Source organism: Mesorhizobium onobrychidis (genome assembly GCF_024707545.1).
GTDB classification, from domain to species: domain Bacteria; phylum Pseudomonadota; class Alphaproteobacteria; order Rhizobiales; family Rhizobiaceae; genus Mesorhizobium; species Mesorhizobium onobrychidis.
Genome location: NZ_CP062229.1, coordinates 2,660,876 through 2,686,208 on the forward strand (window position 1 = coordinate 2,660,876; position 25,333 = coordinate 2,686,208).

Below are 25,333 nucleotides of genomic sequence, written 5' to 3' on the forward strand. Positions count from 1 at the left end.
GAGTTCGTCACGGCATCAACCGTTGCGCTCTTCTACTGGACCGGGAGACCTGACGATTTGCGCTGGCGCAAACTCGCGAGCAAAAACAGCCCTGGTGCTGTATTGTGACCGCGATCAAATTCGGGAGGGACAGGGTTGGGTAGCCTCGATCGTTCGCTGATTGCAGGGCTGCCTGTCTTCGAGGGCGTGGCCGCCGCGGATCTCGACCGCATAGTCGGCCAGGCCAGGTCGCTCCGGATTGCCAAGGACCAACCTGTGTTCGAGCAGGAGCAGGAAGCCCATTCCTTCTTCCTGTTGCTCGATGGACATGTGCGCGTCATGAAATCGACCCCTGACGGGCACGAGGTGACGGTGCGGTACATAAGCCCGGGCGAGTTGATGGGCATTGCCCATGCGCTTGGCCGCACCACCTATCCGGCAAACGCGATAGCCGCCGTCGATTGCGTGGCTCTCGCCTGGCCAAGCCAGCTGTGGCCAACATTCGCAGCCGATTTCCCGAGCTTTACTACCAACACCTACAAGACAGTCGGCAGCAGGCTGCAGGATGCCCATACGCGCGTTATCGAGATGTCCACCGAGCAGGTAGATCAGCGCGTCGCCCATGCGCTGCTCAAACTGGTCAAGCAGACGGGCAAGAAGACCGAGGAAGGCATCCTGATCAACTTCCCGATCTCACGTCAGGACATTGCCGAGATGACAGGAACGACGCTCCATACGGTGAGCCGGCTGCTCTCGGCATGGGAAGACCAGGGATTGGTCAAAAGCGGACGTCAGAAGGTCACCGTGGTCGAGCCCCACCAGCTCCTTCTGATCGCCGAAGGTCGCGTGGAGAAAAGCTAATCGGAGTCGGTTCTTTCGATTGCGGTCCGCAAATCGTAGCTGAGTTCTTCCTCGTCCAGATCGTGCTCCCGTGCGGCATCGGAAACGGTGTGGAACGAAGCAATCGGACAGCCGACGCAAAGCATGCCGCGCTGGAGTACGACCCGGATGGCAGCCGGCGACCCGTGCATGATTTCGTCCATCGTCGCATCGTCGCTGAATTTGCGTTTCATGCCGCTTGCCCGCGTCTGGAAGCGGACATGTTGCATTCGCTTTACGGGATGCTCGTTGCGCCAAGACAAAGAAGAAGCAGCCTCATGCACATCACGGCTGAACAGCGCAGATCGTCGAGCGCGTCAGGAACCGCTTCTCGCGTCCGTTGTCCAGCGAGAACATGCCGCCGCGGCCAGGCACCACGTCGATTATGAGGTCGGTGTGCTTCCAGGCCTCGAATTGTGAGGCCCCGATGTAGAACGGCGCGTCGCCGATGTGGCCGAGCAGCACATCCTGGTCGCCGACGATGAAGCCGGCGCGCGGATAGCACATGGGCGAAGAGCCGTCGCAGCAGCCGCCGGATTGATGGAACAGCACCGAACCGTGTTCGGCAACGATCTCCGCGATCAGTTCAAGCGCTGCCGGCGTTGCCGTGACCTTCGCATGCATGGGTTTTTCCGATTTCCAGCTTGGGCGCGACCCCCTATGGGGCCGCGCCGGTGAGCCAAAGCAGCGATCAGAAGAAACCGAGCTTCTTCGGGCTATAGCTGACCAGCATGTTCTTGGTCTGCTGGTAGTGGTCGAGCATCATCTTGTGGGTCTCGCGGCCGATGCCGGACTGCTTGTAGCCGCCGAAGGCCGCATGCGCCGGATAGGCGTGGTAGCAGTTGGTCCAGACGCGGCCAGCCTGGATCGCGCGGCCGAAGCGGTAGGCGCGGTTGCTGTCACGTGTCCAGACGCCTGCGCCGAGGCCGTAGAGCGTATCGTTGGCTATGCTGAGCGCTTCGTCATCGTCCTTGAAGGTTGTCACCGAGACCACCGGCCCGAAGATCTCCTCCTGGAAGACGCGCATTTTGTTGTGGCCCTTGAACACCGTCGGCTTGACGTAATAACCGCCCGCCAGATCGCCGGGCAGCACATTGCGGGCGCCGCCGATCAGCACCTCCGCGCCTTCCTGGCGGCCGATGTCGATGTAGGACAGGATCTTTTCCAACTGCTCGGACGAGGCCTGGGCACCGATCATTGTTGCCGGATCGAGCGGATCGCCCTGCACGATCGCCTCGACGCGCTTGAGGGCACGTTCCATGAACCTGTCATAGATCGATTCATGGATGAGCGCGCGGCTCGGGCAGGTGCAGACTTCGCCCTGGTTCAGCGCGAACATGACGAAGCCTTCGATCGCCTTGTCGAAGAAATCATCATCCTCGGCGACGACATCCCTAAAGAAGATGTTGGGCGACTTGCCACCCAGTTCCAGCGTGACCGGGATCAGGTTCTGGCTGGCATATTGCATGATCAGGCGGCCCGTCGTGGTCTCGCCGGTAAAGGCGATCTTGGCAATGCGCGGCGACGACGCGAGCGGCTTGCCGGCCTCGAGGCCGAAGCCGTTGACAATGTTGAGCACGCCCGGCGGCAAAAGATCGCCGATAAGATCGGCCCAGAGCAAGATAGCTGCCGGGGTCTGCTCGGCAGGCTTCAGCACCACGCAGTTTCCGGCCGCAAGGGCGGGAGCAAGTTTCCAGCACGCCATCAGCAGGGGGAAGTTCCAGGGGATGATCTGGCCGACCACGCCGAGCGGCTCATGGAAATGATAGGCGACGGTATCGTCGTCGATCTGGGAAAGGCTGCCTTCCTGGCCACGCAAGGCGCCGGCGAAATAGCGGAAATGGTCGATGGCCAAAGGCAGGTCGGCCGCGGTCGTTTCACGGATCGGCTTGCCGTTGTCCCAAGTTTCGGCGCGAGCGAGGAGATCGAGGTTTTCCTCCATGCGGTCGGCGATGCGGTTGAGGACGAGCGACCGCTCGGCCACGCTGGTGCGTGCCCAAGCGTCCTTGGCGGCATGGGCCGCATCGAGAGCCGCCTCGATGTCCTGGGCGTCGGAACGCGCCACTTCGCACAGCAACTGGCCGTTCACCGGCGAGAAGTTCTCGAAGTAGCGGCCAGAGTGCGGTTCCGCCCATTTGCCGCCGATGAAATTGCCGTAGCGCTTGTCGAAGGGCGCCTTGACCGAGCGTGAGAATTCAACCTTGTTCATGTGTCTTCCTCCCAAAGCTGGCGTCGCGGGATGCGACGCTTCGGAAGAGAGACTTGCGATTTCCGCCGCCATTGTCACCGGGCCGAGGACAGTGGCCGGGCGGGATGTGTCGCAGAATTGCGACAGTCAGGCGGAGATTAGAAAGGATCAGTGAGACCGGTGGACATCCAGGCGGTTGAGCTTGCGGTGAAGCGTCGCGCGGCTGATGCCAAGCGCCTGAGCTGCAGCCGAGACATTTCCGTCTGCGCGCGCGAGCGCGCGCTGGAGTACGCCGCGCTCGGCCTCGGCGAGAACTTCGGGGCCGCTCTCAGCCCAACCGAGCAGATCGGCCGCGGGCATCGGCTTGTCGAGACAATGTTGGGTAATTCCAAGCGCCAGGCGAGCCGATCGGGTCGCGCCGACCACAAGGTCGTCCGCATCAACGGCAATCAACGCGCCGGAGCCCTTGTCGGTCACCGGCGCCAAAAGAATTCGCGCCTTGGGAAACGCCATCCTGAAGTTCTCCGCCTCGATCCTGCGCACCGCGTCGGTCACGGCCACCGAAATAAGATTGGCGAAGGCTTCGGTCAGATCGGCTCGGCAGGAGGAGACGTCAAGCGCGGCTACAAGATCCCCCCGGTGATCATAGATCGGAGCGGTGGTGCAGCTGAGTCCTGTGTTGCGCGTGTGAAAATGTTGATCGCGGTGGATCGTCAGCGCACGCTGTTCGACCAGACAGGTGCCGATCCCGTTGGTGCCCTGGCTCTCTTCGTTCCAGACGGAGCCGGTCCACAACCCCCAGGAATGAAACGTCTCGTCATCCACAGGCGCGCCGCGCCGTTCTACTGGCACCCCGTTACGATCGGCGAGCAGAACGCAGCATCCTACGCCGCCCACCGCAAGATAGAGCCGGTCCAGACTCGATTGAGCAGCCCGGACGAGCGGCTCGATGCGTTGTCGTGCCTCCCCCAATTCCGCCTCCGTCAGGTAGCGGGGAGGACTGCGATCGGCCGGATCGAGCCGATGCAAACTGGAAGACCGCCGCCAGGAGGCAACCAGCGCGGACTTCGCTGCCGCGTCCGAAGCGATCGCCGCCTGAATGCGGTCGGCATGATGACCGGATAGGTCCTCGCCCATGCTATCCTCCCATCCCACTTCTTGTAGCGCCAGGTTCCGCTTTCAATCACCGCATTGTCAATTCGACAGAAGAACCAGATGGGGCAAATCCTCTATGTTCTCCTGGCAGTTAGTGATGTTTGGCCAATCGAAAGTCGTTCCTTGCCGGTGCCCCCAAAGCCTACCAGCATGAATTGGGCATTCATTGATCGAGAGCAAAGAGGAACGACTATGATCAGCCGCGGGACCGTGCGGAACAATACGGGAAGCTTTTTGATTTTGGCCCACGAAAAAGTCAAGGAAATCAACAGTTTTGATACATCCTCCGGGCCCACCAAAATCCACCTATAACCATTTGATTTTATTGTATTTTCTGAAACAGACCCACAACATGGACTCGAACCCCCTCCCGCAAATGGGGCGGAGATCTTCGCAAAGGCGATTGCGAAGGAATCTCCGGTGAGTCTCGGGAAGGGCGCTCGCTCCGCCCAGCCTATGTTCGACACGGGATCGAGCTGCCATGTCGGCTCCCGAACGGCAGAGCGTCCCTTCTTGCGTTGTCGGGCAATCTTATGGGCAATGGCGAATGGCAGCTTGTTTGAACGCTAAGTGGACGTTTGCAAGGACACCGTGCTTAGGGCTCCGCTCCTGTTCGCGATACCGGACGTTAGCCCCAGTGAACATAGCCGAACATCCGATCAAGCGCTCTCTCGTCTTCTGGCTACCGTAGCGTTTTGCCTGGATGTTGGCCTGCTCTGCGTGACCGGCGAAGGCGCGATCCGAATTGCCCGACAATTGCCGAAGCATCGTCCGAGATAATGCGTTGGTAGGTACACGTCTGAGAAATTTCCCTTGGCCGATCAGATCGAGCCGGCGTTCAGGGAGGAATGATGGTGTGCCGGTTGGAGATCAAGTGTGTAATGTTTCGGGCGAGCTCCCGGGATTTCGAACTTTGGTGTTGGCACAAGGTATGGTGGGCATGATCGAAGCGTCGATGACGTGGAGCCCCTCCATGCCGATCACTTTTCCGGACGGCGTCATCACAGCCAGCGTGTCGCTTGTGCTGCCCATCTTGCAGGTTGAACTGTCTCAGGGCAAACGACCCTCAGCCGCGTGGACTGGCCGGTCGATTTGAAATTCAGTTGTTCGACTCTCGCAACGACCTTGCTAGAGCTAACCTCGGCCATACTTTTTCGGCGTCTACTTCGGCAGCGGAGCGGCTCGTCGCCGCCGTCGCTAAGGGTCTGGACTATAGGCCATGTTAATCGTGCGCGGTGCCGAGCACCGCTCGGAGCCCTGAGTCGTTCTGGCGGAGATGTTCCTCGATCCATCGGGTCGTGCGGTCGTAGGCATCCAAAAACAACCCGGAATGCCGACTCCAATCCATGAAGCTGATCGTGTTGGAAAGCTCCGGACAGACCAAGATATCCTCTTCGCCGACGGCAATGTCCTGCGGCCGGTGTGCCAGCATGCTCGAGGCAATGACCTGAAGCATACTGGGAACCCGAGGCAAGCGGGCACGACCGAAAGGGTTCAGCAAGGCCAATGCCAGTTCGGAAGCTCCGGGGATGCGGTCATAGTCTATGTCGTATTTCTGCGGTGCACTCGACCCGAAGGTAACGATGACATTGGGTCCGGTCTTGAGCTCCTTCATCTGCTCCAGCGGCAAATTGTTCATGATAGCGCCGTCCACCAGCATATCGCCGTCATCTGTAAAGAACGGCGGCAGGACACCCGGGATGGAGCCGGACGCCCGAACGGCGTGCCAGAGCTTTCCACGACGGTGGACATGGGGCTGACGGCTGCTCAGATTGGTCGAAAGCGCAAAGAACGGAAGCCAAAGATCCTCGATCAGAACGTCGCCGTATTCCAGCCGAAGGGCCCGATCAAACGCTTTGTGATCCAGAAGCGCGAAATGCGGCAAGGTGGGACGGCGAAACGCCCGGCTCTTGATAAATATGTTGTGGGTACCTCGGTCGATCTGCTCGGCATCCAAGCCTCTTGCGAAGCCGGCCATCATCGCCGCTCCGGAACTTGTCCCGCCGAGATAGTCGAAGCAAGCGCCCGCCTCGACGAAAGCCTTGTAGACGCCTAAATGAGCGCTGCCGAGGGACCCACCCCCTGCCGCCACGAAGCCCAGTGCCTTGCCCGAAATAAATCGGACCAGGCGCTGGAAATCAGACCCGTCGTCCAGCGCAACATGATGATGCTGGTCAACATAGGGTCGCTCATCGAGCCATGCAGAGGTACCGGAGACCGCAGCCGAGCGACTGTCGTGAATTAGGACAAGCCGACTGGTCGATGGCGGATGGACCGATAGCGTCAGTTCCTCAGACGGGTTCAGGCGAGGCGAGCAGGACGCGTTGGCCAGCAACAGGACGGTATCGGCCTGGCGAATGCAGATTTGGGTCCATTCATTAGGTTCCTCATCGGCAACATAGACTATGAATTGGGCTTCCGCCTCCAGTTCGTTCAACCAGTTAAGGATCGGCTGGTCGTCGATCGGAAGACCTGGGAACTTCGCTTGGATGTCAAGCCGGGAAACGAACCGAGCGCGCGTGGCCGCGTCGAACGCTTGCCGCAGGTGCTGGATGAGCACCGGTGAGATGCGACTTCCGCCGGCTGCAATGATCGCAAGCGTTCGGATCTTGGCAGGTTCCTTGAGACGCGACGAACTCGGAGATTGGGTGGCAAACCGGCGCGCCAGAAATACCGTGACCGCCTCTTTCAGGCTCGGCAATGTCTCGGCCGCCTTCTCGAAATGATTGCGACCGATTTCAAGGACGATCGAATCGCGCGCTGCAAGGACAGTGGCCGTGCGGGGTAGTCCCGCGAAGAAACCGATTTCACCGATGAGTTCACCCTGTGCGATCTCGGCGACCGAGCTAGTCGAATCTCCTTTGTGTACCGTAAAGCGTCCAGACAGCACGATGAAAAACCTGTCCGACGCATCGCCTTCGCGAACCAGCACCTCACCGCGTCTCAGGACCCGACGGTCGGATTCGGCAGCTAAAGCCTCGAGCGCCAGCAACGACGCCCGATCGAACATCAATGTCGCCGACAATAAACTCGCTGCAAGAGAATCGACGGAGGACATCTGAGCCATCCCTTGGGAATCCATGACTTTTGTCTCCTCGAGGGTGCTGGACGCCATGCCGAATGATACCACACATGAGAGCCGCCGAACGGCTGAGGCGCCGGACTGACCGCTGGGCCATCTCTGGCTCCCAGCAAGGGCCACGATCAGGCCGCCACGCCGCTCTCGGCGTCCGTCTTTTGGGCCGGGAAATTCACTTGAGCCCACGTCGCGAACCTGCTCGCTTGCCTGCCTGCTATTTTTGTTTGCGAGCGCAATTTCGTCGGACGAATTCGAACCCAGGTACGTATGAGCTTCGAAGTAGCTAAACGTCTCTGCCACCTCGGCGGCCCCGGGAAAGAGCGTAGCGAAGACGTCCTTGGGGACTTGCTTGAATGAGAATTCATGTCCCTGTCGATTCAACGTTTCGATGATTTCGTTGAAGCTCATAAAGTCACCGACCAAGGGCAGATACTCGCCATTGCCCGCCTGATCCAATCACTGCGATGCGGGAATGTTTCCCTGCTCGTCCAAATGAATTCCCTGATAAAGGCATAAGGGAATTTCTGCCCTAAACAACTGAAATTGCGTAACAATAATGGGGTGGGGACCGCCAATATCGACGGTTTGCGCGAAAATTCCCTGTTTTTTTGCCTTTATCAGGGAAGCTCGGCGAGAGACCAGTTCGCTTCAGACTGCCACACCCACCAAATCCATCGCTTAAGTGCTTAATTTCATTACTTTGACCGTCCTGCCAATGATGGACTGGACGGATAGGAATTAGAAACAAGTGGTTAGAGGGTGACATGCACGCGCCGTGCACACGAAGTTTTCTCTTTTCTTTTGTTCAGTTTCGGGAAAGAGGCGCGCCAAGACAAGCTGGCCCCGAAGATTTGACGCGGCCGCGCCCGGAGTTGGCGGCACCACCGACTGAGCGCTGCAAGAGCCAAGGTATGACGGGGATGAGCCTTTAAAGGTGTTCGAGAGACTACCTGGGGTGAGGAAACTCGCACGACGGTTCGGTCACTCCACCGTTGACAAGCCTGAAGGAGAGGCGAGGCGGGCGGACGACGTCCTAGCTGGCATCGGCCGAGTCTCGTTCGATCATGAAGTGACGCGACGGAGAGCTGATTTTGCGGTCGGCTTCGGCTTTAAGCAGCCAAAGCATGAGGCAAGGAAGCAGCAAAAGCGTGCGCCCTGTGGCGATCGCAAGGCCACCGATGATTGCAAAGGCCATCGGCCCCCAGAAGATCTGGGTAGCTATGGTATCATGCCGAGGATTGCCGCGCAGGCCGTGAGCACGATAGGCCTGGCTCGCTGAATAGAGGCGTTAACGACCGCATCGAGTGGTGTGTGGCCTCTTGCAATATTCTCGTCTACTTCCTGAATAAGGATCACGGCATTGCGGATGATCATGCCGGCAAGAGCAATGACACCAAGTTGCGCTACCAAGCCCATAGGAGTTCCCGTCGGCAACATCGCGGCGACCACCCCGATGACGGAATGTCAAGAATGCCCCCAAGCAGCCGACATTGTAGCGGCCGCTCTGAACGACCGAAGTTGGCGCGGCGAAGCCCTTCGAGCTCCCGGCGTTGTGTCCTTCCTCACTGCGTAGGCTTGACCCTCATGTATGCCTCCCTCGATCATCGAACCGACCAACTGCGCGGTTGGCAGCTTCGGCGGTAGGTGAGGGCAGAGCCACATCAGGGACTGAAAAAAACCGCCCGGGTCGTCGGCGACAATCTATTAAGGCACTGGCGCTAAGAACGCTTTCTTGACTAACACTCAGCGCTAGTAAAGACTTCGTTCCCAGAGAGGTCGCCAAGGAACGCTGTCGTTCCTTGCTCGCCACGATCCGAACGAAGCTGTTCCCAACTGGGCGTCATGAAAATGCCGAAGCGAACAACGGGCCGATACGAGAGCGTAACCGCTGGCGCAGAGCACGTCGATGCGTTCATCCCGTTCGATCTGCCGCCTGCGCGCCCGGCACTCTTTGTTGAAGGCAAGCTCGAACATCGTCTGCGGGAAGCCGAGCAGGCGCTCGTTCGGCTCGATCTCGCAGGCGATATGGTGCCTTCCCTCGATTGGTTCATCTATGCCTTCGTGCGCAAGGAGGCAGTGATCTCGTCGCAGATCGAGGGCACGCAGGCATCACTCGTGGACCTTCTCGCTTTCGAGGCCGAAGAGAGGCCGGCACCCAATGCCGATGTGGAAGAGGTCACGAATTATCTCGATGCGCTCGCCTATGCCCGCGACCAGCTAGCGTCGAAGCAGGGGCTGCCGATTTCCATGCGGCTCCTGAACGAGGCACACAAGCGGTTGATGCGCGGCGTGCGCGGTTCGAACAAGCAGCCCGGAGACGTGCGCCGCAGCCAGAACTGGATCGGGGGGAGCCGGCCAAGCTATGCGGCCTACGTCCCGCCGCCACCTGATAAGCTTCCCCAGCTTCTCAGCGAATTTGAGAAATACATCCACGTCGACGATCCGCTACCGAAGCTGGTGCGGGCGGGTCTTCTCCACGTGCAGTTCGAGACCATTCATCCCTATCTCGACGGCAACGGGCGGATCGGGCGGCTCCTGATCGCGCTGCTCTTGGAGCACTGGGGCTTGCTGAAGGCGCCGCTCCTCTATCTCAGCCTGTTTTTCAAACGCCACCGGGAAGAGTACTATCGGCGACTCAATCTGGTCCGGCTGGAAGGGGACTGGGAGGGCTGGATCGACTTCTTTCTCGATGGGGTCGCCACGATTTCAGATGAAGCCGTCGCCTCGGCGCGGGAACTGTTCAATCTCGTATCTGCGGACCGGGTGCGACTGCTCGAAGCCCAGTTCGCCTCCGTCTCGGCAGTGAGACTGTTCGAGCAATTGCCGCGTCATCCGATCGTGAGTGTTGCCTCGACCATAAAGTTGATCGGCGCAAGCAAGCCGACCGCGATCCGTGCGATCGAGGCTCTTACCGAAGCCAACATTCTCGTGGAAACCACGGGGAGGAAGCGCGACCGCAGCTTCGCCTATCGCGCCTATCTGGAGTGCCTGCGAACCGGAACGGAATTGGACAGCGGCGGCTGATCGCTACCAACCGCGAAATCATACCACGCAAAGCCCACATCCTAGGACCTGCATGAAGCCCCATCTTGTGCAGCGTCCTTTGCTTAGGCGCGGAACCATACGGAGCGATACCGGAAGATTTCTGATTTTGGCCCGCGAAAAAGACAATGAAATCAAAGTTCTTGATACATCCTCCGGGCCCACCATATTCATGTATATCAAAGGCTTACCAGAAAACATCCATGGGTGAGTTCATTTATATCGGCTAACGTCATGCGGTTCGAAAGAAAACATTTGGGCCTTGCGCTGCGACTCTCCTTCTCATCGAAGACACACGTCGCACCTAATACAGAAATTCTGGCCTCGAATGGCCGCTCGGCTATCCGTGCGGTGATCGGCGGCAACGACGTGCGAATGGGATGGTTGACCCAAAGCGGCCGTGGAAAAATGTCGACAAGTCAGTTCGAAACTGCCGATCTGAACTTGCTGGGCGGCTGGCCATAAGTCTGGCGGAAGAGCCTCGAGAAATGCGAGGCGTTTTCAAACCCGACTTCGATGGCGATCTCGATCATCGGAGCCCGGGTCTGCATCAGGAGGTATTTCGCTCGCTCCAGACGCACCCTTGTGTAAACAAGTGCCGGAGAACTGTTTGTTTTCTCCATGAAGAGGCGCTCGAGTTGCCTTCGGGATAGTCCAACCAAGGCCGCCAATTTGGGAATGGAGATTCTATTCTCAACGTGGTTCTCCATGATGATGAGCGCCGCCTTGAGTCGCGGATCGTGGCTCTCGATGGAAAGCGGCCTGCGCGGCTGGATGTCCGATGCCGAGCGCGCCTTGTCGATCTGCAGCACTTCGAGTGCGTTTCTCTCGGCCTCTCTGCTGATATGGCGTCTGACGATTGACGCCGCCATATCCGCAGCGCTGCTGCCGCCGGCACATGATCCCCTAGTACGATCAAGATTGAATAGACGGTCCGCCCCTGACCGCGTGATCCGGGAAGCGCTCGCGGAAAGCCTGAAAGTGGAGCCAGCTGACGCAAGTCTGATGGTACTTCATCAAGCCAGCCTCGGCCAGGATGAACGTTCCCGTGCAGACCCCAATCAATGGAATCTTCGCAGCGGCGGCTCGCTTGAGGTAGCTGACTGTCTCGCTGTCGACCGGGAATTCACTGTTCAGGAGACCACCCACGACGACGATATAGTTGAACTCGCCCGGATCGACGAAATCCGATGTCGGTGCGACCTGGACTCCGCAACTGGAGGTGATCAGGTTTCGGCTGCTTGCCAGGAGCTGCCAATCGGCCAAAACCCTGCCGGATTTGTCGGCCTCGTCGCTCGCCAGTCTGAGCGTGTCGACGAACAGCGCGAACGCGGAAAGGGTGAAGGAGCGAGCGAGAATAAAGCCGATTTTCAATCGGTCGATCTCCGCAACGTCATTGGCTGATTTCATGATTGTCTCAACCTGTGCATTGTCGAAACCGTTTTCCCGCTCGCAGCAATGGCAGCAGCTGTCGTCCCCTCATAGCCCATGAACGACGTGACCGTCGCAGAACAAGTGTCGTCGCGAACACCGGTCCTGCCATTCAGCTTCGCCTAAACTATCTGGAATCCGTGGGCCAACGGATCGCGATCGTCCACAAATATTGTGTTGTGCCCGATGACCCGCGCCCAGCCACCGATACTAGGTTTGATGCCGTTGAAGGGGCCTATGTCGGCTTCCGCCTCGATGCGGCCCTCGAACACCGTGCCGATTAGGCTTTCCTGGCGGAAGGCGTCGCCGACCTTTAGTCGTCCCTTCCCATATAGTTGCGCCATGCGAGCCGAAGTTCCTGTGCCGCCTGGCGAACGGTCGATCGCCTTGTCGCCGTAGAACACTGCGCCGCGGCCGTCGGCATTGCTGCTTGAGGGCGTGTCGCACCAGATGGCGTGGTGCACGCCGCGTATTTTTTCGTCTTCGGGATGAACTGGATCGCAGACGGGTTCGAGCGCTTCGCGCAGACTGCGGCTGACGTCCACGATGTCGCTTGCCGACATGCCGTCCAGGCCCTGCCACGCCTCCTGCGGCTCGACGACAGCGTAGTAGTTGCCGCCATAGGCGATATCGACGACGAGCCGACCGAGACCAGGGATATCGACGGTGACGTCCGCGGCATGCAGATAGCTGGCTACATTGAACATCCGGACGGAGTCTACAAACTCGCCCGGCTTCTCGTATTGGACATCAACCCTCCCAGCCGGAGTCTCGATTGAGAGTTTGCCCGGGACTCGGGGGGTTACAAGACCTTCTTCGATTGCCGCTGTCACGAGGCCGATGGTGCCGGCACCGCACATCGGCAGGCATCCGCTGACTTCGATGAAGATCACGGCGAAATCACAGTCCTGACGGTACGCAGGGTAGATAATCGCGCCCGACATGATGTCGTGTCCGCGCGGCTCGAACATCAGTGCTCGCCGGACCCAGTCATGATCGCGCACGAACAGGTCGCGTCGCTTGGCGATGGGGATATGAGGCAGCAAGGGGCCGCCTCCCGCGACCAGGCGGACCGGATTGCCGCAGGTGTGGGAATCGATGCAGAAGAAACTACGGCGCATAGTACTTCCCTTAGCGGTTCAGGCGGCCTTCGCTGCGCCAGGTGCCTGGCGGCGCTGCAGCACGCCCCTGGAGACCCTGTCGAGCAGGATGGCGACGGCGACGATCGACAGTCCGGCCCGCAGGCCCAGGCCCATTTCCATCCGTGTCAATCCGCGCGTCACCTCGGCTCCGAGACCTCCAGCTCCGACGAGGCCGGCCAGGACGACCATAGCCAGCGACAGGAGGATGCACTGGTTAAGACCGACCAGGAGGGTGGGGGTGGCCGAAGGGATTTCGATCTTGAACAGAATCGACCGCGGCGAGGCGCCGGTGGCCTGGCCGAGCTCCAGGAGGTCCTTTGGCACCTGGTTGAAGGCCAGAGTTGTCAGGCGCAGCATCGGCGGTATGCCGTAGACGATCGTGGCGATGATCGCCGGAACGCGACCGAGGCTGAAGATCATGACGGCGGGGATGAGATAGACCCACGGCGGCACAGTCTGCATGATGTCCAGCACGGGTCGAATCGAGGCTTCGAACTTCCTGTGGCGTGATGTCAGGATGCCAAGCGGGAACGCGATCGACACCGAAATGATCACTGCCACCGTCACCAGCGCCAGCGTCTGCATCGAAGCGGTCCAAAAGCCCGCCAGCAAGCAGAACGCGAGCGCGATGGCTGTCACCACCGAGACCCGGATGCTGATGAAGAATGCGGTGAGAAGGACAGCCACGACGATCGTCGCATAGGGAGGCGGGTAGAGCAGGGCGGTTTCGATGCCGCCCAGCACCGCCTCGATCAGCTTGGTCACCGCGTCGAAGAACGGATGGAAGTTCGTATTCAGCCAATCCACTGCAGGGGCGAGGTAAGCCCCCGGCGAAAACTGGAACAGATCAGGGTTCATCTTGCGCCTCCCTCGGTGCGTCGCGCCGCGCTCTGCGTGAGCCTGTCAAGCACCATGGTCAGGATGACGATCGCGATCGCGGCGTTGATTGAAGTGGCGATGTCGAGCGTGCGCACGGCTGTGTAGATTGTCTCTCCGAGACCTCCCGAGCCGACGATGCCGGCGATCACGACCATGCCGAACGCCATCATCAGGCTCTGGTTGATCCCGGCCATCACGCTTGGGATGGCGAAAGGAAGCCTGATCTTGATGAACATCTGCCACGGTGTCAGGCCGCTTGCCTGGCCGAGTTCAATGAATTCGCGCGGGGTCATCCGGATGCCGAGGGACGTGAGTCGGATGGCGGGCGGCATCGCGACGATGACGGTGGCGACGAGCGCGGTCGCGGGCCCATAGCCCAGGAGCGCGATCGCAGGAAGAAGGTAGATGTAGGGTGGCAGGGTCTGGATCAGGTCGAGCACTGGCTTCAGAATTCGGTCGAACAACTTGACGAAGCCAGCCACGATTCCGAGGGGAATACCGACGACTAGCGCGAGGATCGTGGCTGTGGTCACCAGGGCCAATGTGCTCATGGTTTCGGTCCAGAGCCCCATGATTGCGCAGAAGATAAGGGCAAGGCCCGCGAGGACGCCGGACAAAGCACTGATCACTCGCCATGCGAGCAGCGCTGCGATGATCGCGATCACATAAAACGGCGCGAGCTGCAACAACCACAGGACGCTGCCATAGGTCCCTTCAAGCACGGTCCTGAAAAAATCAAACAACCATTCGCCGTTGTCGCTGATCCAACCGAGCGCGGCGTCCGTCCAGGCATCGAAAGTGTCCGTAATGAATGAAGTGTCCATTTCGCTCCTCCCGAATTATGCTGCAGCAAGCTCTCCTGCGGGCGCCCCGGCAACACCCCGGAGCAAGCCACGGATGGTGACGACACCGACGACGGTCCCATTCTCGACGACAGCGACCGCGTCGCGATCCGACCGCATGGTCAGGTCGATGAGTTCGCCAATGTCGGCCTCCAGCGAAGTCCGAAGAAGCGCGTTCACGTCGCAATGCGGCTGCGAGTTCTTGAACTCGGCTACGGGTCGCATCACGGAGTGCGCCTTGACCAGGTGAATCCTGGATATGCCCGCCACGAAATCGGAGACGTAGTCGTCGGCGGGTTTGGTTACGATCTCCTCCGCCGTTCCGACCTGGACGATGACGCCGTCCTTCATGATGGCGATGCGGTCACCGATCCGGATGGCTTCCTCAAGGTCGTGGGTAATGAAGACGGCCGACTTGCCTAGCGACTTCGTAAGGGTCCGGAATTCGTCTTGCAACTGGCGGCGGATCAGCGGGTCGAGGGCGCTGAATGGCTCGTCCATGAGGATGATCTCGGGGTCTGCCGCCAGCGCCCGGGCGAGGCCAACGCGCTGCTGCATGCCGCCGGACAGTTCGGCGGGATACCGCGACGTCCAGTCGCCAAGCCCAACTTTTTCGAGCGTTGCACGGGCGGTCCTGTTGCGCTCGTCTTTCGAAACGCCCCTTACCTCAAGACCGAAGGCGGCATTCTCGAGAACTGTCCGGTGAGGGAGAAGCGCCACGCTCTGAAACACCATGCCGATGTTCCGGGCGCGCATCTCGCGGAGCTCCGCCGCATTCAGCTTGGCGATCTCCTTTCCTTTCACCGTGATCTTGCCGAGGCTCGGTTCGATCAGACGGTTGAGGAGGCGGATCAGCGTCGACTTGCCGCTTCCCGATAGCCCCATGACGCAGAAGATCTCGCCGCGGCGGACCTGGAGGCTGGCATCGGAGACACCCACCACGCAGTCGAAGTCCTGCAGCACCTGCTTCTTGGATAGCCCTCGTTCGGATATGGCCTTGACGGCGGCCTGAGCGCGACCACCGAAAATCTTCCATACGGACTGGCAGTCGACCAACACGTCGCTGGAGTCGTTCATCGCAGTGTTCATTGCGTTCCCCGTGGGCCGGCCTGTTGCTGGCCTTCATGTTTTCGAAGTTCCGCGGCGGGCCACCGACTACGACAGCCCGCCGTTTCGACAACTACTGGGTCTTGATGTTTTCCCAGCGCTTCAGGAGGTCGGCATGGCTGTCGGTCCAGTCGTTGATGGCCTGGTCCATGGTCTTGCCCTCATTGACGGCGGCGTTGATCGCGGTGATGTCGGCAAGAGGGACATAGACACTGGCGATCACTTCGCGGGCGTGCGGGTTCTCCGCAGAGAAGCCCTTCTGGCCAATCCAGTAGTAGCTCTGCGGCGGCGGGAAAACGCCCTTAGGGTCCTTGAGGAACTTGACGTCATACTTCTGCATCATCCAGGACGGCTCCCAGATGGTGACTGCGATCCATTCCTGACGATCGACGGCGGATTTGAGTGCGGCCGTCATAGCCGCAGTGCTGCCCTCGATGAGCTGTAGTTTGAGATCGTATTCCTTGACTGCGTTGCTCGTGTCGCGCATCAGACCCGATCCGGGCTCGATGCCGACGATCTTGCCGCCGAACTTGTCGGCGTTGTCATTCAGCTGGTCCATGGACTCGATCGTCACGTACTTCGGCACTGCCACGCCCTGGAAAAGGCCATGCGAAACCGGAGAGATTTTCTCGAGGCGGTTCTTGTTTTTGTCCCAGTAGTCCTGGGCGACGTAATCCGTCTGCGAGGCGAGGATCTGGATGTCGCCCTTGCTAAGCGCGGCGTAGGCGATGCCCCATTCGGAGAAAGGCACCACTTTCACGGTGTAGCCGGAGTCTTCGAGCACTTTTTTGGTGATGCCGGTGATGGGGGTGAGGTCCTCCCAGGACATCGTGCCCACGGTAATGGTGTTTTCCTCCGCGTGAGCGGACAGCATGGTCATACCGACCATCGCGGCAGCGCAGAGCGCTTTCCACAACGTCTTCATTTTACTCACTCCTTATTGTTCGTTCCCATTCTCATTTGAAGACGTCGCGGTCGGCTCGGTCTTCATATTGCGCGGCGAGGACTCATCCCTCGCGGCCTGCACGCAATTCCTGCAATCGGATCACGGTGTTGACGCCGAGCCATGCGAGCGGCTCCGGAGGGACCCTCGCGGGCACCGGCTGATCCGAGAATTCGTCGAGCATGTGCGAGTGGGTACCGGTCGCCAGATCGGCGGCCATGACGCCGGCGAGCGTGCTTTTCACGGTTCCGAGACCGTTCTCGCAGCACGCCGAATAGAGGCCCTTGTCGACTTCGCCGAAGGCGGGCACATGGTTCCTGCTGAGGCAAAGCCGTCCGGCCCAGACATGCTCGAAGGGCACATCCTTAAGGTCCGGAAACCTGGCGTCCAAGGAAGTCCGCTGCTCAGCGGCGATCCCGGCCAAGCGTTTCTCGCTGACCTGGACGGCCCAGTCGTAGGTGAACCGCGTCCTGATCACGATACGCGACAGGCCGTTGGCGCTGATCTTCCTGACTGTCGCACCCATTGGGTCGGCGGGAAGCAATGCCCACCTGTCCTTGCCCGTGGACCTCGAGGTGAAGGGGACAGTCATCGATGCATAGGTGAAGATGTGCATCAGACGGCCGCGGAAGTAACCGAAATCCTCGATGTGTCCGTTGATGCCCAAGATGACTTTCGGCGCGGTAACGGTCCCGCGACGCGATACGGCCTTCCACATCCCGCCGAGGCGCTCAAGTTTGAGCACTGGCGAGTGCTCGAATATGTCGGCTTTCGATGCCAGCCCCTCGGCGAACCCGCGGATATAGTCGGCGGGCTGGATCATCACAGCGCCCGGCGTGTAGAGACCTCCCAGATAGTAGGTCGATCCGATGATCTCGCGCATCTCGTCCGCGTCCAGGAAGCGGTGCTTTTCGCCGATGCCTTGGAGCGAACGGCCATAGTTCGCGTTGAGCTTTAGTCCGCGCTCTGTCGCCGCAGCATTGATCTTGCCCGAGGGGTCGAAGGTGCGCACGGACATGCCGTATTCGGCGGCCGCGTCGGCGGCGAAAGAGATCGCAAAACGGTTCTGCGCGATCTCCGTCCTTGTCACCGTCTCGCTGGCAACCGAGTATTCGCCCGACGACAGATTGTGCGGGACGTCGATCATGTAGCCGGAGTTCCGGCCCGAAGTGCCTTTGGCCATCTCTCCTGCCTCCAGCACGACGATCCTGTCGCCGGGCCGGAGTTGAGACAGCCGCCGCGCAGCAGACAGGCCCGCGAAGCCCGCACCGATGACCAGCCAATCGGCCGACACGTCGCCGTCGAGCGTCCGGACGGGGAAGCTGCGTCTGCTGAGCGCCTCCCAGCCCGAGGTTCCGGATTCCGCCGGAAGACGCTTGACGACGAGGTCGCTCACCGGATGGTCTCGTCGACCGAACGATCAGAGACGTCGATCCAGACGGTCTTAAATTCACAGTAGTTGTCATGCGCGAAGACCGACTTGTCGCGTCCTCCGAAACCCGATTCCTTGTAACCGCCGAACGGCGTCGTCGCGTCGCCTTCGCCGAAGCAGTTGACTGTCACGACACCCGCCCGGATTTCGCGCGAAAGCTTGACCGCCTTGCGCAGGCTTCCGGTGTAGACGGATGCGGTCAGGCCGTAATTCGTGTCGTTGGCGAGAGCCACGGCTTCGGCAATCGAATTGAACGTCGTGACCGAAAGGATCGGTCCGAAAATCTCCTCCTGAAACAGGCGGCTCGATGGCTTGACACCGTCGACGACGGTCGGCTCGATATAGATGCCCTTGTGCGTGCCGCCGCCATGAGCGACGGAGAGCTTTTCGGTCTTCACGTCGGCGAGGAAGGACTTCACCTTCTCGAAATGGCTTTTGCTGACGAGCGCGCCGATGCGATTTTCCGGGTCGAGCGGATCGCCGGTCTTCCACTCGCGCATGTAGGCGCCGATCCGCCGGAGCAACTCCTCCTTGATCTTGGCGTGGACGATGAGCCGTGACGTCGCCGAGCAGTTCTCGCCCATGTTCCAGAACGCGCCGTTGACCACCTGCTCGGCGACGAGGTCGAGGTCTTCGGCATCCTCCAGAACCACTGCCGGGTTCTTGCCGCCGCATTCGAGGACGACGCGCTTCAAGTTGGAGTCCGCAGCGTAGCGCAGGAAACGGCGGCCCGTCGGCGTCGATCCGGTAAACGCCACCATATCGACGTCCATATGCATGCCGATCGGTTCGCCGACTTCCTTGCCGCCGCCCGTGACGACATTGAAGACGCCTGCCGGGATACCCGCTTCATGCGCCAGCTCGGCGACACGAAGTGTCGTCAGCGTCGTCTCCTGGGCAGGTTTCACGATCACCGAGCACCCGGCGGCAAGCGCCGGGCCGATTTTCCAAGCCAGCATCAGCAGCGGGAAATTCCACGGCAGGACGCAACCGACGACGCCAACCGGTTCACGCACGACCATGGTCAGCGCGTTCGAGCCCACGGGAGCGACGTTGTCATAGAGCTTGTCGATCAGCTCGGCATGCCACCGGATGGTATGGATCGTGTCCGGAATATCGACGGTCTGGCATTCGCGGACCGGCTTGCCGCTGTCGAGGCTCTCCATGACCGCAAGTTCATGGCGGTTGCGTTCCAGAAGCTTCGCGAATGTGAGCAGCACGGCCTTTCGCTCGCCGGGCGACTGGAGATGCCAGCGGCCGTCGTCGAAAGCTTGCTTGGCCTTGGCCACGGCGAAATCGACATCGCTGGCCTCGCAGGCCGCGATCTCGGCAAGCGTCTTGCCAGTCGCAGGATTGGTCGTCATGAACGTCTTGCCGGAATTCGCCGGACGGAACGCCCCGTCGATGAAGGCATTGGTCGGGAATTGAATGTCGGCGGCGATCGCCTTGTATTCGGCGGCGGTCAAAGGTTCATGCATGGTTTGCTCCCGACGTGACCTTGGCGACCGTTCGCTTCAGGGTGGTGACGACAGTCTGGAGACCTCGCTTTTCTTCCGAATTGAGAGGGCGGAGCGGCGCGCGGACGGAGCCGACCTTCAGACCGATCAGCTCACATCCGTGCTTGATCGACTGGACGAATTTCCCGCACTCGAGGAAATCCATGAGCGGCAACATCGCGGCCATGATGGCGCGGCCCTTGTCGAAGTTCTTTTCGAGCACGCAGGCTTCGTAGAGCGCGACATGCTCGCGCGGCAGGAAATTCGAGCCGGCGCAGACCCAGCTCCTGGCACCCCACGCAAAGAATTCGAGCGCTTGGTCGTCCCATCCGCAGGAAAGCGAGATGTGGGGAAACTTCCGGGCGAGCAGGTGGAGGTTGCCCATCTCGCCGGAGCTTTCCTTGATCGCTACGACGTTTCTGGACTTGCCGACGCGGGCGAAATAGTCCTCCCGCATGATGACTCCCATGCGGGCAGGATAGTTGTAGAGCATGATCGGAAGGTTGGCCGCGCGGTCGACCGTCAACGCATGAACTGCATTCTCACGCTCCGTCGGCAAGGCGTAGGGAGGCGACGATACGAGGATCGCGTCGGCGCCGATCTCCTTCGCCGCCTTGGCATATTCGACCGAGTCTTCAGTCCTTGTGGCGCCCGTTCCGATGATGAGCGGAAGCCGGGTGCCAATGACCTCCTTGGCATAGGCAGCGAGATCGAAGCGCTCCTGGGCGCTCTGGGCATAGTACTCGCCCGTCGATCCGCCAACGATGATGCCATGCACCCTGGCTTCGATGAGCGACTCAAGGACCGCCGCGAAGGCGTCACGGTCTATCTGTCCGTCCCTGTCGAGAGGCGTGATAGCCGGGGTGTAGATACCTTCGAACTTCAAGACGATTTCTCCGTCAATGCAGTGGGCATTTCGACGAGCGCGTCCGCCTTCATTCCTTGCGGAGCGATGAACATCTCCATGTTCTCGCGCGACAGTTCCCAGTGTTCGAAAACAAGGTCGACGACCGTATCCTCGTCGTGCGAGCCGATGGCGGCGATGAAGCCATCATGATGCTCGACGGCGAGCAGCAGACGCCGGCGCATGTCATCGTTACGGGGCCGGAAGAAGGTGTGACCGATCCGGGCGTGGTCGATCAGGAGCCGGCCAAGGCTCGGTTGCAGGTAGGCGTTGCCCGACATCTCGCCGATGATCTCGTGGAAGCGATTGTTCTCGAGGACCATGGAGAGCGGGTCGCCAGTGACGCTTGCGGTACGGAACCGCTCCTGTGTGTCCTTGAGGTCTGAAAGTTGCTTCGACTTGAAGTTTTGGACTGCAAGGCGGCCGATCGCGGCATAGATCATCGGAGCGACCAGGAAGAAGTGCCTGAGCGTCTGATGGTTCATGGGGATGACGCGCGCGCCACGATTGGCCCGGATATCGATATAGCCTTCACCCTCGAGCCGACGAAAAATCTCCCGAACAGGCGTTCTAGAGAGGCCGTAGCGCTCGCTCAGGCTCACCTCGTCCAGATCCTGGTCGGGATCGAGTTCCATCGTCAAAATCTGACGCTTCAGATCGTCGTACAGACCATTCTTCCCGCTCTTCACCGAGATCTCCTCCCTGAATTCCCGTGGCGACGGGTCCATTAACCGCGTCCGATGGCAGGAGATTTACACGGTCGGGCGAGCGAGTCAATAAATTGTATAATCTAAGTACACATTACTTATACGCAAGGAGTACAATTTATTGAGGTCGGCCAGGAATCACCGACGGCTGGGGTTGGCCAACTCCTGAAGGGCTCACGCAAAGGGCTGTATCGATGGCCTCAGCGTTGGTTGTTCAAAGCGCTGCAGCCGGGATTGCTCGGCGCCGGAGATCGCGCGCAGCTCTTCGTGGATGATGCGAAACAGGCATTTGGTGTGGCCAATTTCAAAGCGTACGGTGGGGGCGGAACGATACGAGACAATAGGGAATGATTTAGGCCCACGAAAAAGCCAGTAAAATCAATAGTTCGGCTACATCCTCCAGGCCCACCAAAGTTGTTCAATATCAATAACTTATGACCAACGTCTATCTAAAGTGGGCCACTTGAGCTCCGCTATACCCGCCGTATTCAGATTTGAATGTTGTCGCCTGAACACGATCCAAGGGCAGGGGAAGCGATCTTATGCCTGTTTCTATCGTCTATTTTTGCTGCTGTTCGTCGGTCGGGTTGCGTGCCGCCACACATAGCGCAGCTATTTTCAACGCTGGAAAGCTCTTTGGTCGATGCGTGCGGCAAAAGGCGGTGACGACGTGCGAATGGGATGGTTTCGAGCGCCTGATCGAGAATGTCGCGGCAGCAACGTATCGTCAAAGGGCATCGACCGCACGCAAGGCAACATTTGACTAGGGGCTGCGCGCTCCGAAGCTCACGATGCGCTGCCTCAATGCCCCTGTTGGCGCTCTCCGAGCTTTCTGGGGACCTCCGTAGTGCTCGTACTGCGAGAAATTTGCACGGTTTGCAGCCCTAGAACACAGGTTCATATTGACTAAATAGTCGTTTTGACGGTAGTGTGCGCTGGCGCGCCGACGACGGCACCTTCCAGTGTATCGGGGGCGGGTCGTTTCACGGTGATGAGCACCGCGTTGGAGCGTTTACAGAATAGGACGGATCCAACAATGCCAGCCTGTCGATGTCAGCCGGGGGACCGAAGAAGCTCTCGCTTGGTGCTTGCGATTTTACTGACCATTTGCTTGTTCGCAAACGGCTGCGCGAGCCGAGCGCAGAACGTGCTCCAACCTCCCGCGGTCACCACGAGCGAGGCCACGCGGGTTAACCTACTGGTCGCCACAACACGCAAACCGTCAACGGATCCTGACCGACTTTATTCAGGAGAGCGCGGGACGGCGATCTCGTTGGACAGCGTCACTGTCACCATACCTCCTGATCGAAACCGAAAGATCGGTGAAATCCAGTGGCCTTCGCGGCTTCCCCCTGATCCCGATCGGGAGTTTGCCGTGGCCGGAGTCGACAAAATCGCAACGGAAAGACAGGTCTTCGATTGGTTCCGCAAGAACCGAAACGCTAAGCGACAGGTGCTCATTTTTGTGCACGGCTATAACAACTCTTATTCCGACGCCGTCTTTCGTTTCTCACAGATCGTTCACGATGCAGGAACCGACGCAGCGCCTATTCTCTTCGCTTGGCCATCGCGGGCCAGGGTCTTCGACTATCTCTATGACAAGGAGAGCGCCAACTACTCGCGCCGGGCGTTGGAGGACTTGATCCTCCAGGCCTCCATGAGTCCCGACGTCGACGACGTCACCATTCTCGCTCATTCGATGGGGACGTGGCTTGCCGCGGAGGCGTTACGCGGTGTCGCCATGCGCAAAAAGTCGATCCCGGCCAAGGTCAGGAATGTCGTCTTGGCGTCTCCGGATATCGACATCGACGTGTTTCGCCGTCAATTTGTCGAGATGGGGCCAAATAGGCCGCGTTTCACAATTTTCACGTCGACGCGGGACAAGGCTCTAGAGGTCTCCCGCTGGCTATCTGGTGGAATTTCGCGTGTCGGCGGTACCGATCTCACGCCGTATAAGGCGGTTCTTGGTGAACTCGGAGTTGCGGTTATCGACACCAGCGCAATAGCGTCGGGAGATTCGCTGGGCCACAATGCCTTTGCCGGCAGCCCCGAGATTATCCGTTTGCTGGCACAGCGCCTGGGCGGGCAATCTGTGTCCGGAGGCGAGGCTGGGTTCGCGGATCGCTTAGCCGCGGCGGCCGGTAGTCTCGGCCGGTCGGCGACGCGCAAAACCGTTACCGTCCCAGTTGATAGCAGCGAGGCACGCAAATTGTTGAAGCGTGAGTCTACCACCTCGACCGGGCAGATCGTTGATGGTCAGATCTCGTACTAAGATATCTGTGTAGACTGTGTCAGAGTCACGATAGTCGCGATTAAAGCCAGCCAACATAGTCTGGACGTTTTGGTCAATATGACCTAGTGTACAATCTGTTGTTGGAGATCTGATCAGCGATGGCGAAGGTCAATCCGATTCGTCGAGCCGAAATTGGGCGCGAAAAGCGCGCGCGAACCCGAGCAGAACTCGTTGCCGCGGCCAACTCGTTGTTCGCCAAGCAGGCCGTGGAATCGGTCACAGTCGACGACGTGGTCAGGGAGGCCGGCGTCGCCAAGGGTACGTTCTACGTTCATTTCGATGGTTTGGACGCTCTGACCGCGGCGGTCGCGGAGGACCTGGTCCAGTCTTTCGACGAAATGCTGCAGTCCGGCCGGCTCTCACTCGACGATCCTGCCCTTCGGATTGCGTTCGGGTGCAGCTCATTTATCGACAAGGCCCTTGGTGATCCTCGATGGGCCAGCCTTGTCGCCAGAATGGCGGCTGCAGCCCCGAAGGGTGGCGAGCTCCTCCGCAGCCGGCTTTTCGAAGACCTGCAACAGTTCTCGAAGAACTTGCCGGGCAGCGGGGCATCCGCGGAGCTGAACCTGGAGATCGTCGTTGGGATCATGCTCCAGCTCATGCGCGCGCTCGGCGAGCGCAGGCTGTCATCGCTCGATCGCGACGCGGCCGTCAGCGCGATCCTGCGCGCGATCGGCCTCAACGCTCGGCAGGCGAAGTCGGTCCTTGCGCGCTTGCCTGGATCTGCCGACGGCGCAGTGCCTGATGGGCCGAGGCCGCCGAAGTCTCAGCGACCAGGTGCGGCGAGCAGCGCGGCCTGATCTTGGACTGCCGCCCTCACGCGGCGATTTCCGTTATCTGTTCGCCGAGATCGGGTGCTTTGTGGCGGGCGCCAGATCCTTGCGTTGATCCGGTCACCAGAGTGTGGCCGGCGCCCTTCTGTTCCAAAACGGGCGCTCGGGCAGCAGCTGAAGCAAAGTAAGCGCTGCAAGTGCGGCGGGTGGCACACGCAGCGCGCAGCCGCCCGGCGTGACGGTCAAGAGGATATCTCCCGGAACGATGTTGGCGAAGGTAGACAATTTCGAGATTGTCGCGGCAGGCCTGAACACGAGAGCGAAAGTGTTATCGCGCCGTCGTACTGTCCCCTTGATCGCGAACTGGAGCTATGTTGCCGCGATGACGGTCACCGTCCTGCGGGACTTACCGGCACTCATAGCCAAAGCCGCCTCGCCGCCCAGAAGCGGTGTTGCATGGTTCCAGCCCAGCCGTTGCGCCAGCAGTGCATCCGCGAGCCAGCATCCAACGGAGCGTGGCAGGTCGCAGCGCTGGACGGCCACAAAAGCGTCGGTCAGCATCCCGACCGCGCCTTCGGTGGCCGCAAGTTGCCGAAGCTCGTCGGCCAGATCGCCCACCATCTCATCGCCGCGGGCATGGCCGAAATCTTCCAGAACTTTGGCGATGCTCGCCTTGGTCAGCAGTTCCTCGGTAGGACGCAGCGCCAGCCGGCGCCAGCCTAGAAACATTCGGCCAGCGGGGCCGACATCGTCACCCGACCGCGTCAGCAGCACCGTATCGCGCAAGGCTGCTTCGTCCTCGACGCGGCCCGCTTGCCTCACCGTCACCGCGCCGGCCGCAAGCGCCAGCCGCTGCCGCCAAGCTCCGGCCCATCGCTCTTGCCGGCGGACCACCGCATCAAGGGCACAGATGGCGGTGCCGGCTGTGATTGCAATGTCATCGACCTCTTTCCCCGCAAGGCCTTGCGCATCGGGAACGGCACGACGCAGCCAGCTCGGCACCGCCGCAATGGGCGCGGCTAGACCAGCGCCGGGCAGCGTTCTGGGGTGGCGCGAGAGAGA

24 protein-coding genes and 1 pseudogene are annotated in these 25,333 nt (G+C 60.1%); 5 read left to right on the forward strand and 20 right to left on the reverse strand.

What is annotated here, in order from left to right; genetic code table 11:
- Positions 1-135 precede the first annotated feature (135 nt).
- Positions 136-840 carry a Crp/Fnr family transcriptional regulator gene (locus IHQ72_RS13330; RefSeq protein ID WP_258122849.1) on the forward strand — a complete coding sequence of 235 codons (705 nt, stop codon included), beginning with the start codon at positions 136-138 and terminating at the stop codon, positions 838-840.
- Here IHQ72_RS13330 and IHQ72_RS13335 read toward each other — a convergent pair.
- The 8 genes from IHQ72_RS13335 to IHQ72_RS13370 form a co-directional block, all read right to left on the reverse strand.
- A complete protein-coding gene (locus tag IHQ72_RS13335) occupies positions 837-1,052 on the reverse strand; it encodes a DUF1858 domain-containing protein (RefSeq protein WP_258122850.1) in 216 nt (71 codons plus the stop codon). The two genes, IHQ72_RS13330 and IHQ72_RS13335, sit on opposite strands and share 4 nt — an antisense overlap.
- A gap of 91 nt (positions 1,053-1,143) precedes the next feature.
- A complete protein-coding gene (locus IHQ72_RS13340; protein ID WP_258122851.1) occupies positions 1,144-1,482 on the reverse strand; it encodes a DUF779 domain-containing protein in 339 nt (112 codons plus the stop codon).
- 67 nt (positions 1,483-1,549) lie between these two features.
- A complete protein-coding gene (gene adh, locus IHQ72_RS13345) occupies positions 1,550-3,067 on the reverse strand; it encodes an aldehyde dehydrogenase (protein WP_258122852.1) in 1,518 nt (505 codons plus the stop codon).
- Between the two features lie 147 nt (positions 3,068-3,214).
- Positions 3,215-4,183, reverse strand: a complete 969-nt coding sequence (locus IHQ72_RS13350) for a helix-turn-helix domain-containing protein (protein WP_258122853.1) — start codon at positions 4,181-4,183, stop codon at positions 3,215-3,217.
- A gap of 888 nt (positions 4,184-5,071) precedes the next feature.
- Positions 5,072-5,233: a GMC oxidoreductase gene (locus IHQ72_RS13355; RefSeq protein ID WP_309508852.1), complete on the reverse strand. Its 162-nt coding sequence runs from the start codon at positions 5,231-5,233 to the stop codon at positions 5,072-5,074.
- 190 nt (positions 5,234-5,423) lie between these two features.
- Complete coding sequence (locus IHQ72_RS13360) at positions 5,424-7,736, reverse strand: patatin-like phospholipase family protein (RefSeq protein ID WP_258122854.1); 2,313 nt, start codon at positions 7,734-7,736, stop codon at positions 5,424-5,426.
- A 577-nt stretch (positions 7,737-8,313) separates the two neighbouring features.
- Positions 8,314-8,475: a hypothetical protein gene (locus IHQ72_RS13365; RefSeq protein WP_258122855.1), complete on the reverse strand. Its 162-nt coding sequence runs from the start codon at positions 8,473-8,475 to the stop codon at positions 8,314-8,316.
- 23 nt (positions 8,476-8,498) lie between these two features.
- On the reverse strand, positions 8,499-8,696 hold the full coding sequence (locus IHQ72_RS13370) for an efflux RND transporter permease subunit (RefSeq protein WP_258122856.1): 198 nt from the start codon (positions 8,694-8,696) through the stop codon (positions 8,499-8,501).
- Between the two features lie 432 nt (positions 8,697-9,128).
- On the opposite strand from IHQ72_RS13370, the gene IHQ72_RS13375 reads away from it, so the two are divergent.
- Positions 9,129-10,304, forward strand: coding sequence for a Fic family protein (locus tag IHQ72_RS13375; RefSeq protein ID WP_258122857.1), 1,176 nt, complete (start codon positions 9,129-9,131; stop codon positions 10,302-10,304).
- Between the two features lie 437 nt (positions 10,305-10,741).
- On the opposite strand, the pseudogene IHQ72_RS13380 reads toward IHQ72_RS13375, so the two are convergent.
- The 10 genes and pseudogenes from IHQ72_RS13380 to IHQ72_RS13425 all read right to left on the reverse strand — a co-directional run bounded on the left by IHQ72_RS13380 (position 10,742) and on the right by IHQ72_RS13425 (position 21,226).
- Positions 10,742-11,732, reverse strand: a pseudogene (locus IHQ72_RS13380) (GlxA family transcriptional regulator).
- Positions 11,733-11,875: 143 nt separating this feature from the next.
- On the reverse strand, positions 11,876-12,874 hold the full coding sequence (locus IHQ72_RS13385; protein WP_258122858.1) for a 4-hydroxyproline epimerase: 999 nt from the start codon (positions 12,872-12,874) through the stop codon (positions 11,876-11,878).
- Between the two features lie 18 nt (positions 12,875-12,892).
- Positions 12,893-13,753, reverse strand: a complete 861-nt coding sequence (locus tag IHQ72_RS13390) for an ABC transporter permease (RefSeq protein ID WP_258122859.1) — start codon at positions 13,751-13,753, stop codon at positions 12,893-12,895.
- On the reverse strand, positions 13,750-14,598 hold the full coding sequence (locus tag IHQ72_RS13395) for an ABC transporter permease (RefSeq protein ID WP_258122860.1): 849 nt from the start codon (positions 14,596-14,598) through the stop codon (positions 13,750-13,752). Before IHQ72_RS13395 ends, IHQ72_RS13390 begins: the two co-directional genes overlap by 4 nt.
- A 15-nt stretch (positions 14,599-14,613) precedes the next feature.
- On the reverse strand, positions 14,614-15,705 hold the full coding sequence (locus tag IHQ72_RS13400) for a quaternary amine ABC transporter ATP-binding protein (protein WP_258122861.1): 1,092 nt from the start codon (positions 15,703-15,705) through the stop codon (positions 14,614-14,616).
- Between the two features lie 91 nt (positions 15,706-15,796).
- Positions 15,797-16,648, reverse strand: coding sequence for a glycine betaine ABC transporter substrate-binding protein (locus tag IHQ72_RS13405; RefSeq protein ID WP_258122862.1), 852 nt, complete (start codon positions 16,646-16,648; stop codon positions 15,797-15,799).
- A gap of 82 nt (positions 16,649-16,730) precedes the next feature.
- Positions 16,731-18,062 carry an NAD(P)/FAD-dependent oxidoreductase gene (locus IHQ72_RS13410; RefSeq protein ID WP_258122863.1) on the reverse strand — a complete coding sequence of 444 codons (1,332 nt, stop codon included), beginning with the start codon at positions 18,060-18,062 and terminating at the stop codon, positions 16,731-16,733.
- On the reverse strand, positions 18,059-19,576 hold the full coding sequence (locus IHQ72_RS13415) for an aldehyde dehydrogenase (protein WP_258122864.1): 1,518 nt from the start codon (positions 19,574-19,576) through the stop codon (positions 18,059-18,061). Before IHQ72_RS13415 ends, IHQ72_RS13410 begins: the two co-directional genes overlap by 4 nt.
- On the reverse strand, positions 19,569-20,480 hold the full coding sequence (locus tag IHQ72_RS13420) for a dihydrodipicolinate synthase family protein (RefSeq protein WP_258122865.1): 912 nt from the start codon (positions 20,478-20,480) through the stop codon (positions 19,569-19,571). Before IHQ72_RS13420 ends, IHQ72_RS13415 begins: the two co-directional genes overlap by 8 nt.
- A complete protein-coding gene (locus IHQ72_RS13425; RefSeq protein ID WP_258122866.1) occupies positions 20,477-21,226 on the reverse strand; it encodes a GntR family transcriptional regulator in 750 nt (249 codons plus the stop codon). Before IHQ72_RS13425 ends, IHQ72_RS13420 begins: the two co-directional genes overlap by 4 nt.
- Before the next feature lie 521 nt (positions 21,227-21,747).
- Here IHQ72_RS13425 and IHQ72_RS13430 point away from each other — a divergent pair.
- The 3 genes from IHQ72_RS13430 to IHQ72_RS13440 all read left to right on the forward strand — a co-directional run bounded on the left by IHQ72_RS13430 (position 21,748) and on the right by IHQ72_RS13440 (position 24,298).
- Positions 21,748-21,972 carry a hypothetical protein gene (locus IHQ72_RS13430; protein WP_258122867.1) on the forward strand — a complete coding sequence of 75 codons (225 nt, stop codon included), beginning with the start codon at positions 21,748-21,750 and terminating at the stop codon, positions 21,970-21,972.
- A gap of 506 nt (positions 21,973-22,478) precedes the next feature.
- A complete protein-coding gene (locus IHQ72_RS13435) occupies positions 22,479-23,477 on the forward strand; it encodes an alpha/beta hydrolase (RefSeq protein WP_309508853.1) in 999 nt (332 codons plus the stop codon).
- Positions 23,478-23,596: 119 nt separating this feature from the next.
- On the forward strand, positions 23,597-24,298 hold the full coding sequence (locus IHQ72_RS13440; RefSeq protein WP_258122869.1) for a TetR/AcrR family transcriptional regulator: 702 nt from the start codon (positions 23,597-23,599) through the stop codon (positions 24,296-24,298).
- Between the two features lie 93 nt (positions 24,299-24,391).
- Here IHQ72_RS13440 and IHQ72_RS37085 read toward each other — a convergent pair whose 3' ends face one another.
- Entirely contained in the window at positions 24,392-24,586 is a 195-nt protein-coding gene (locus IHQ72_RS37085; protein WP_374120350.1) for a hypothetical protein, read from the reverse strand.
- 54 nt (positions 24,587-24,640) lie between these two features.
- Positions 24,641-25,273 (reverse strand): DUF1403 family protein, encoded by a 633-nt coding sequence (locus IHQ72_RS13445; RefSeq protein WP_309508854.1) that lies wholly within the window; start codon positions 25,271-25,273, stop codon positions 24,641-24,643.
- Between the last annotated feature and the right edge of the window lie 60 nt (positions 25,274-25,333).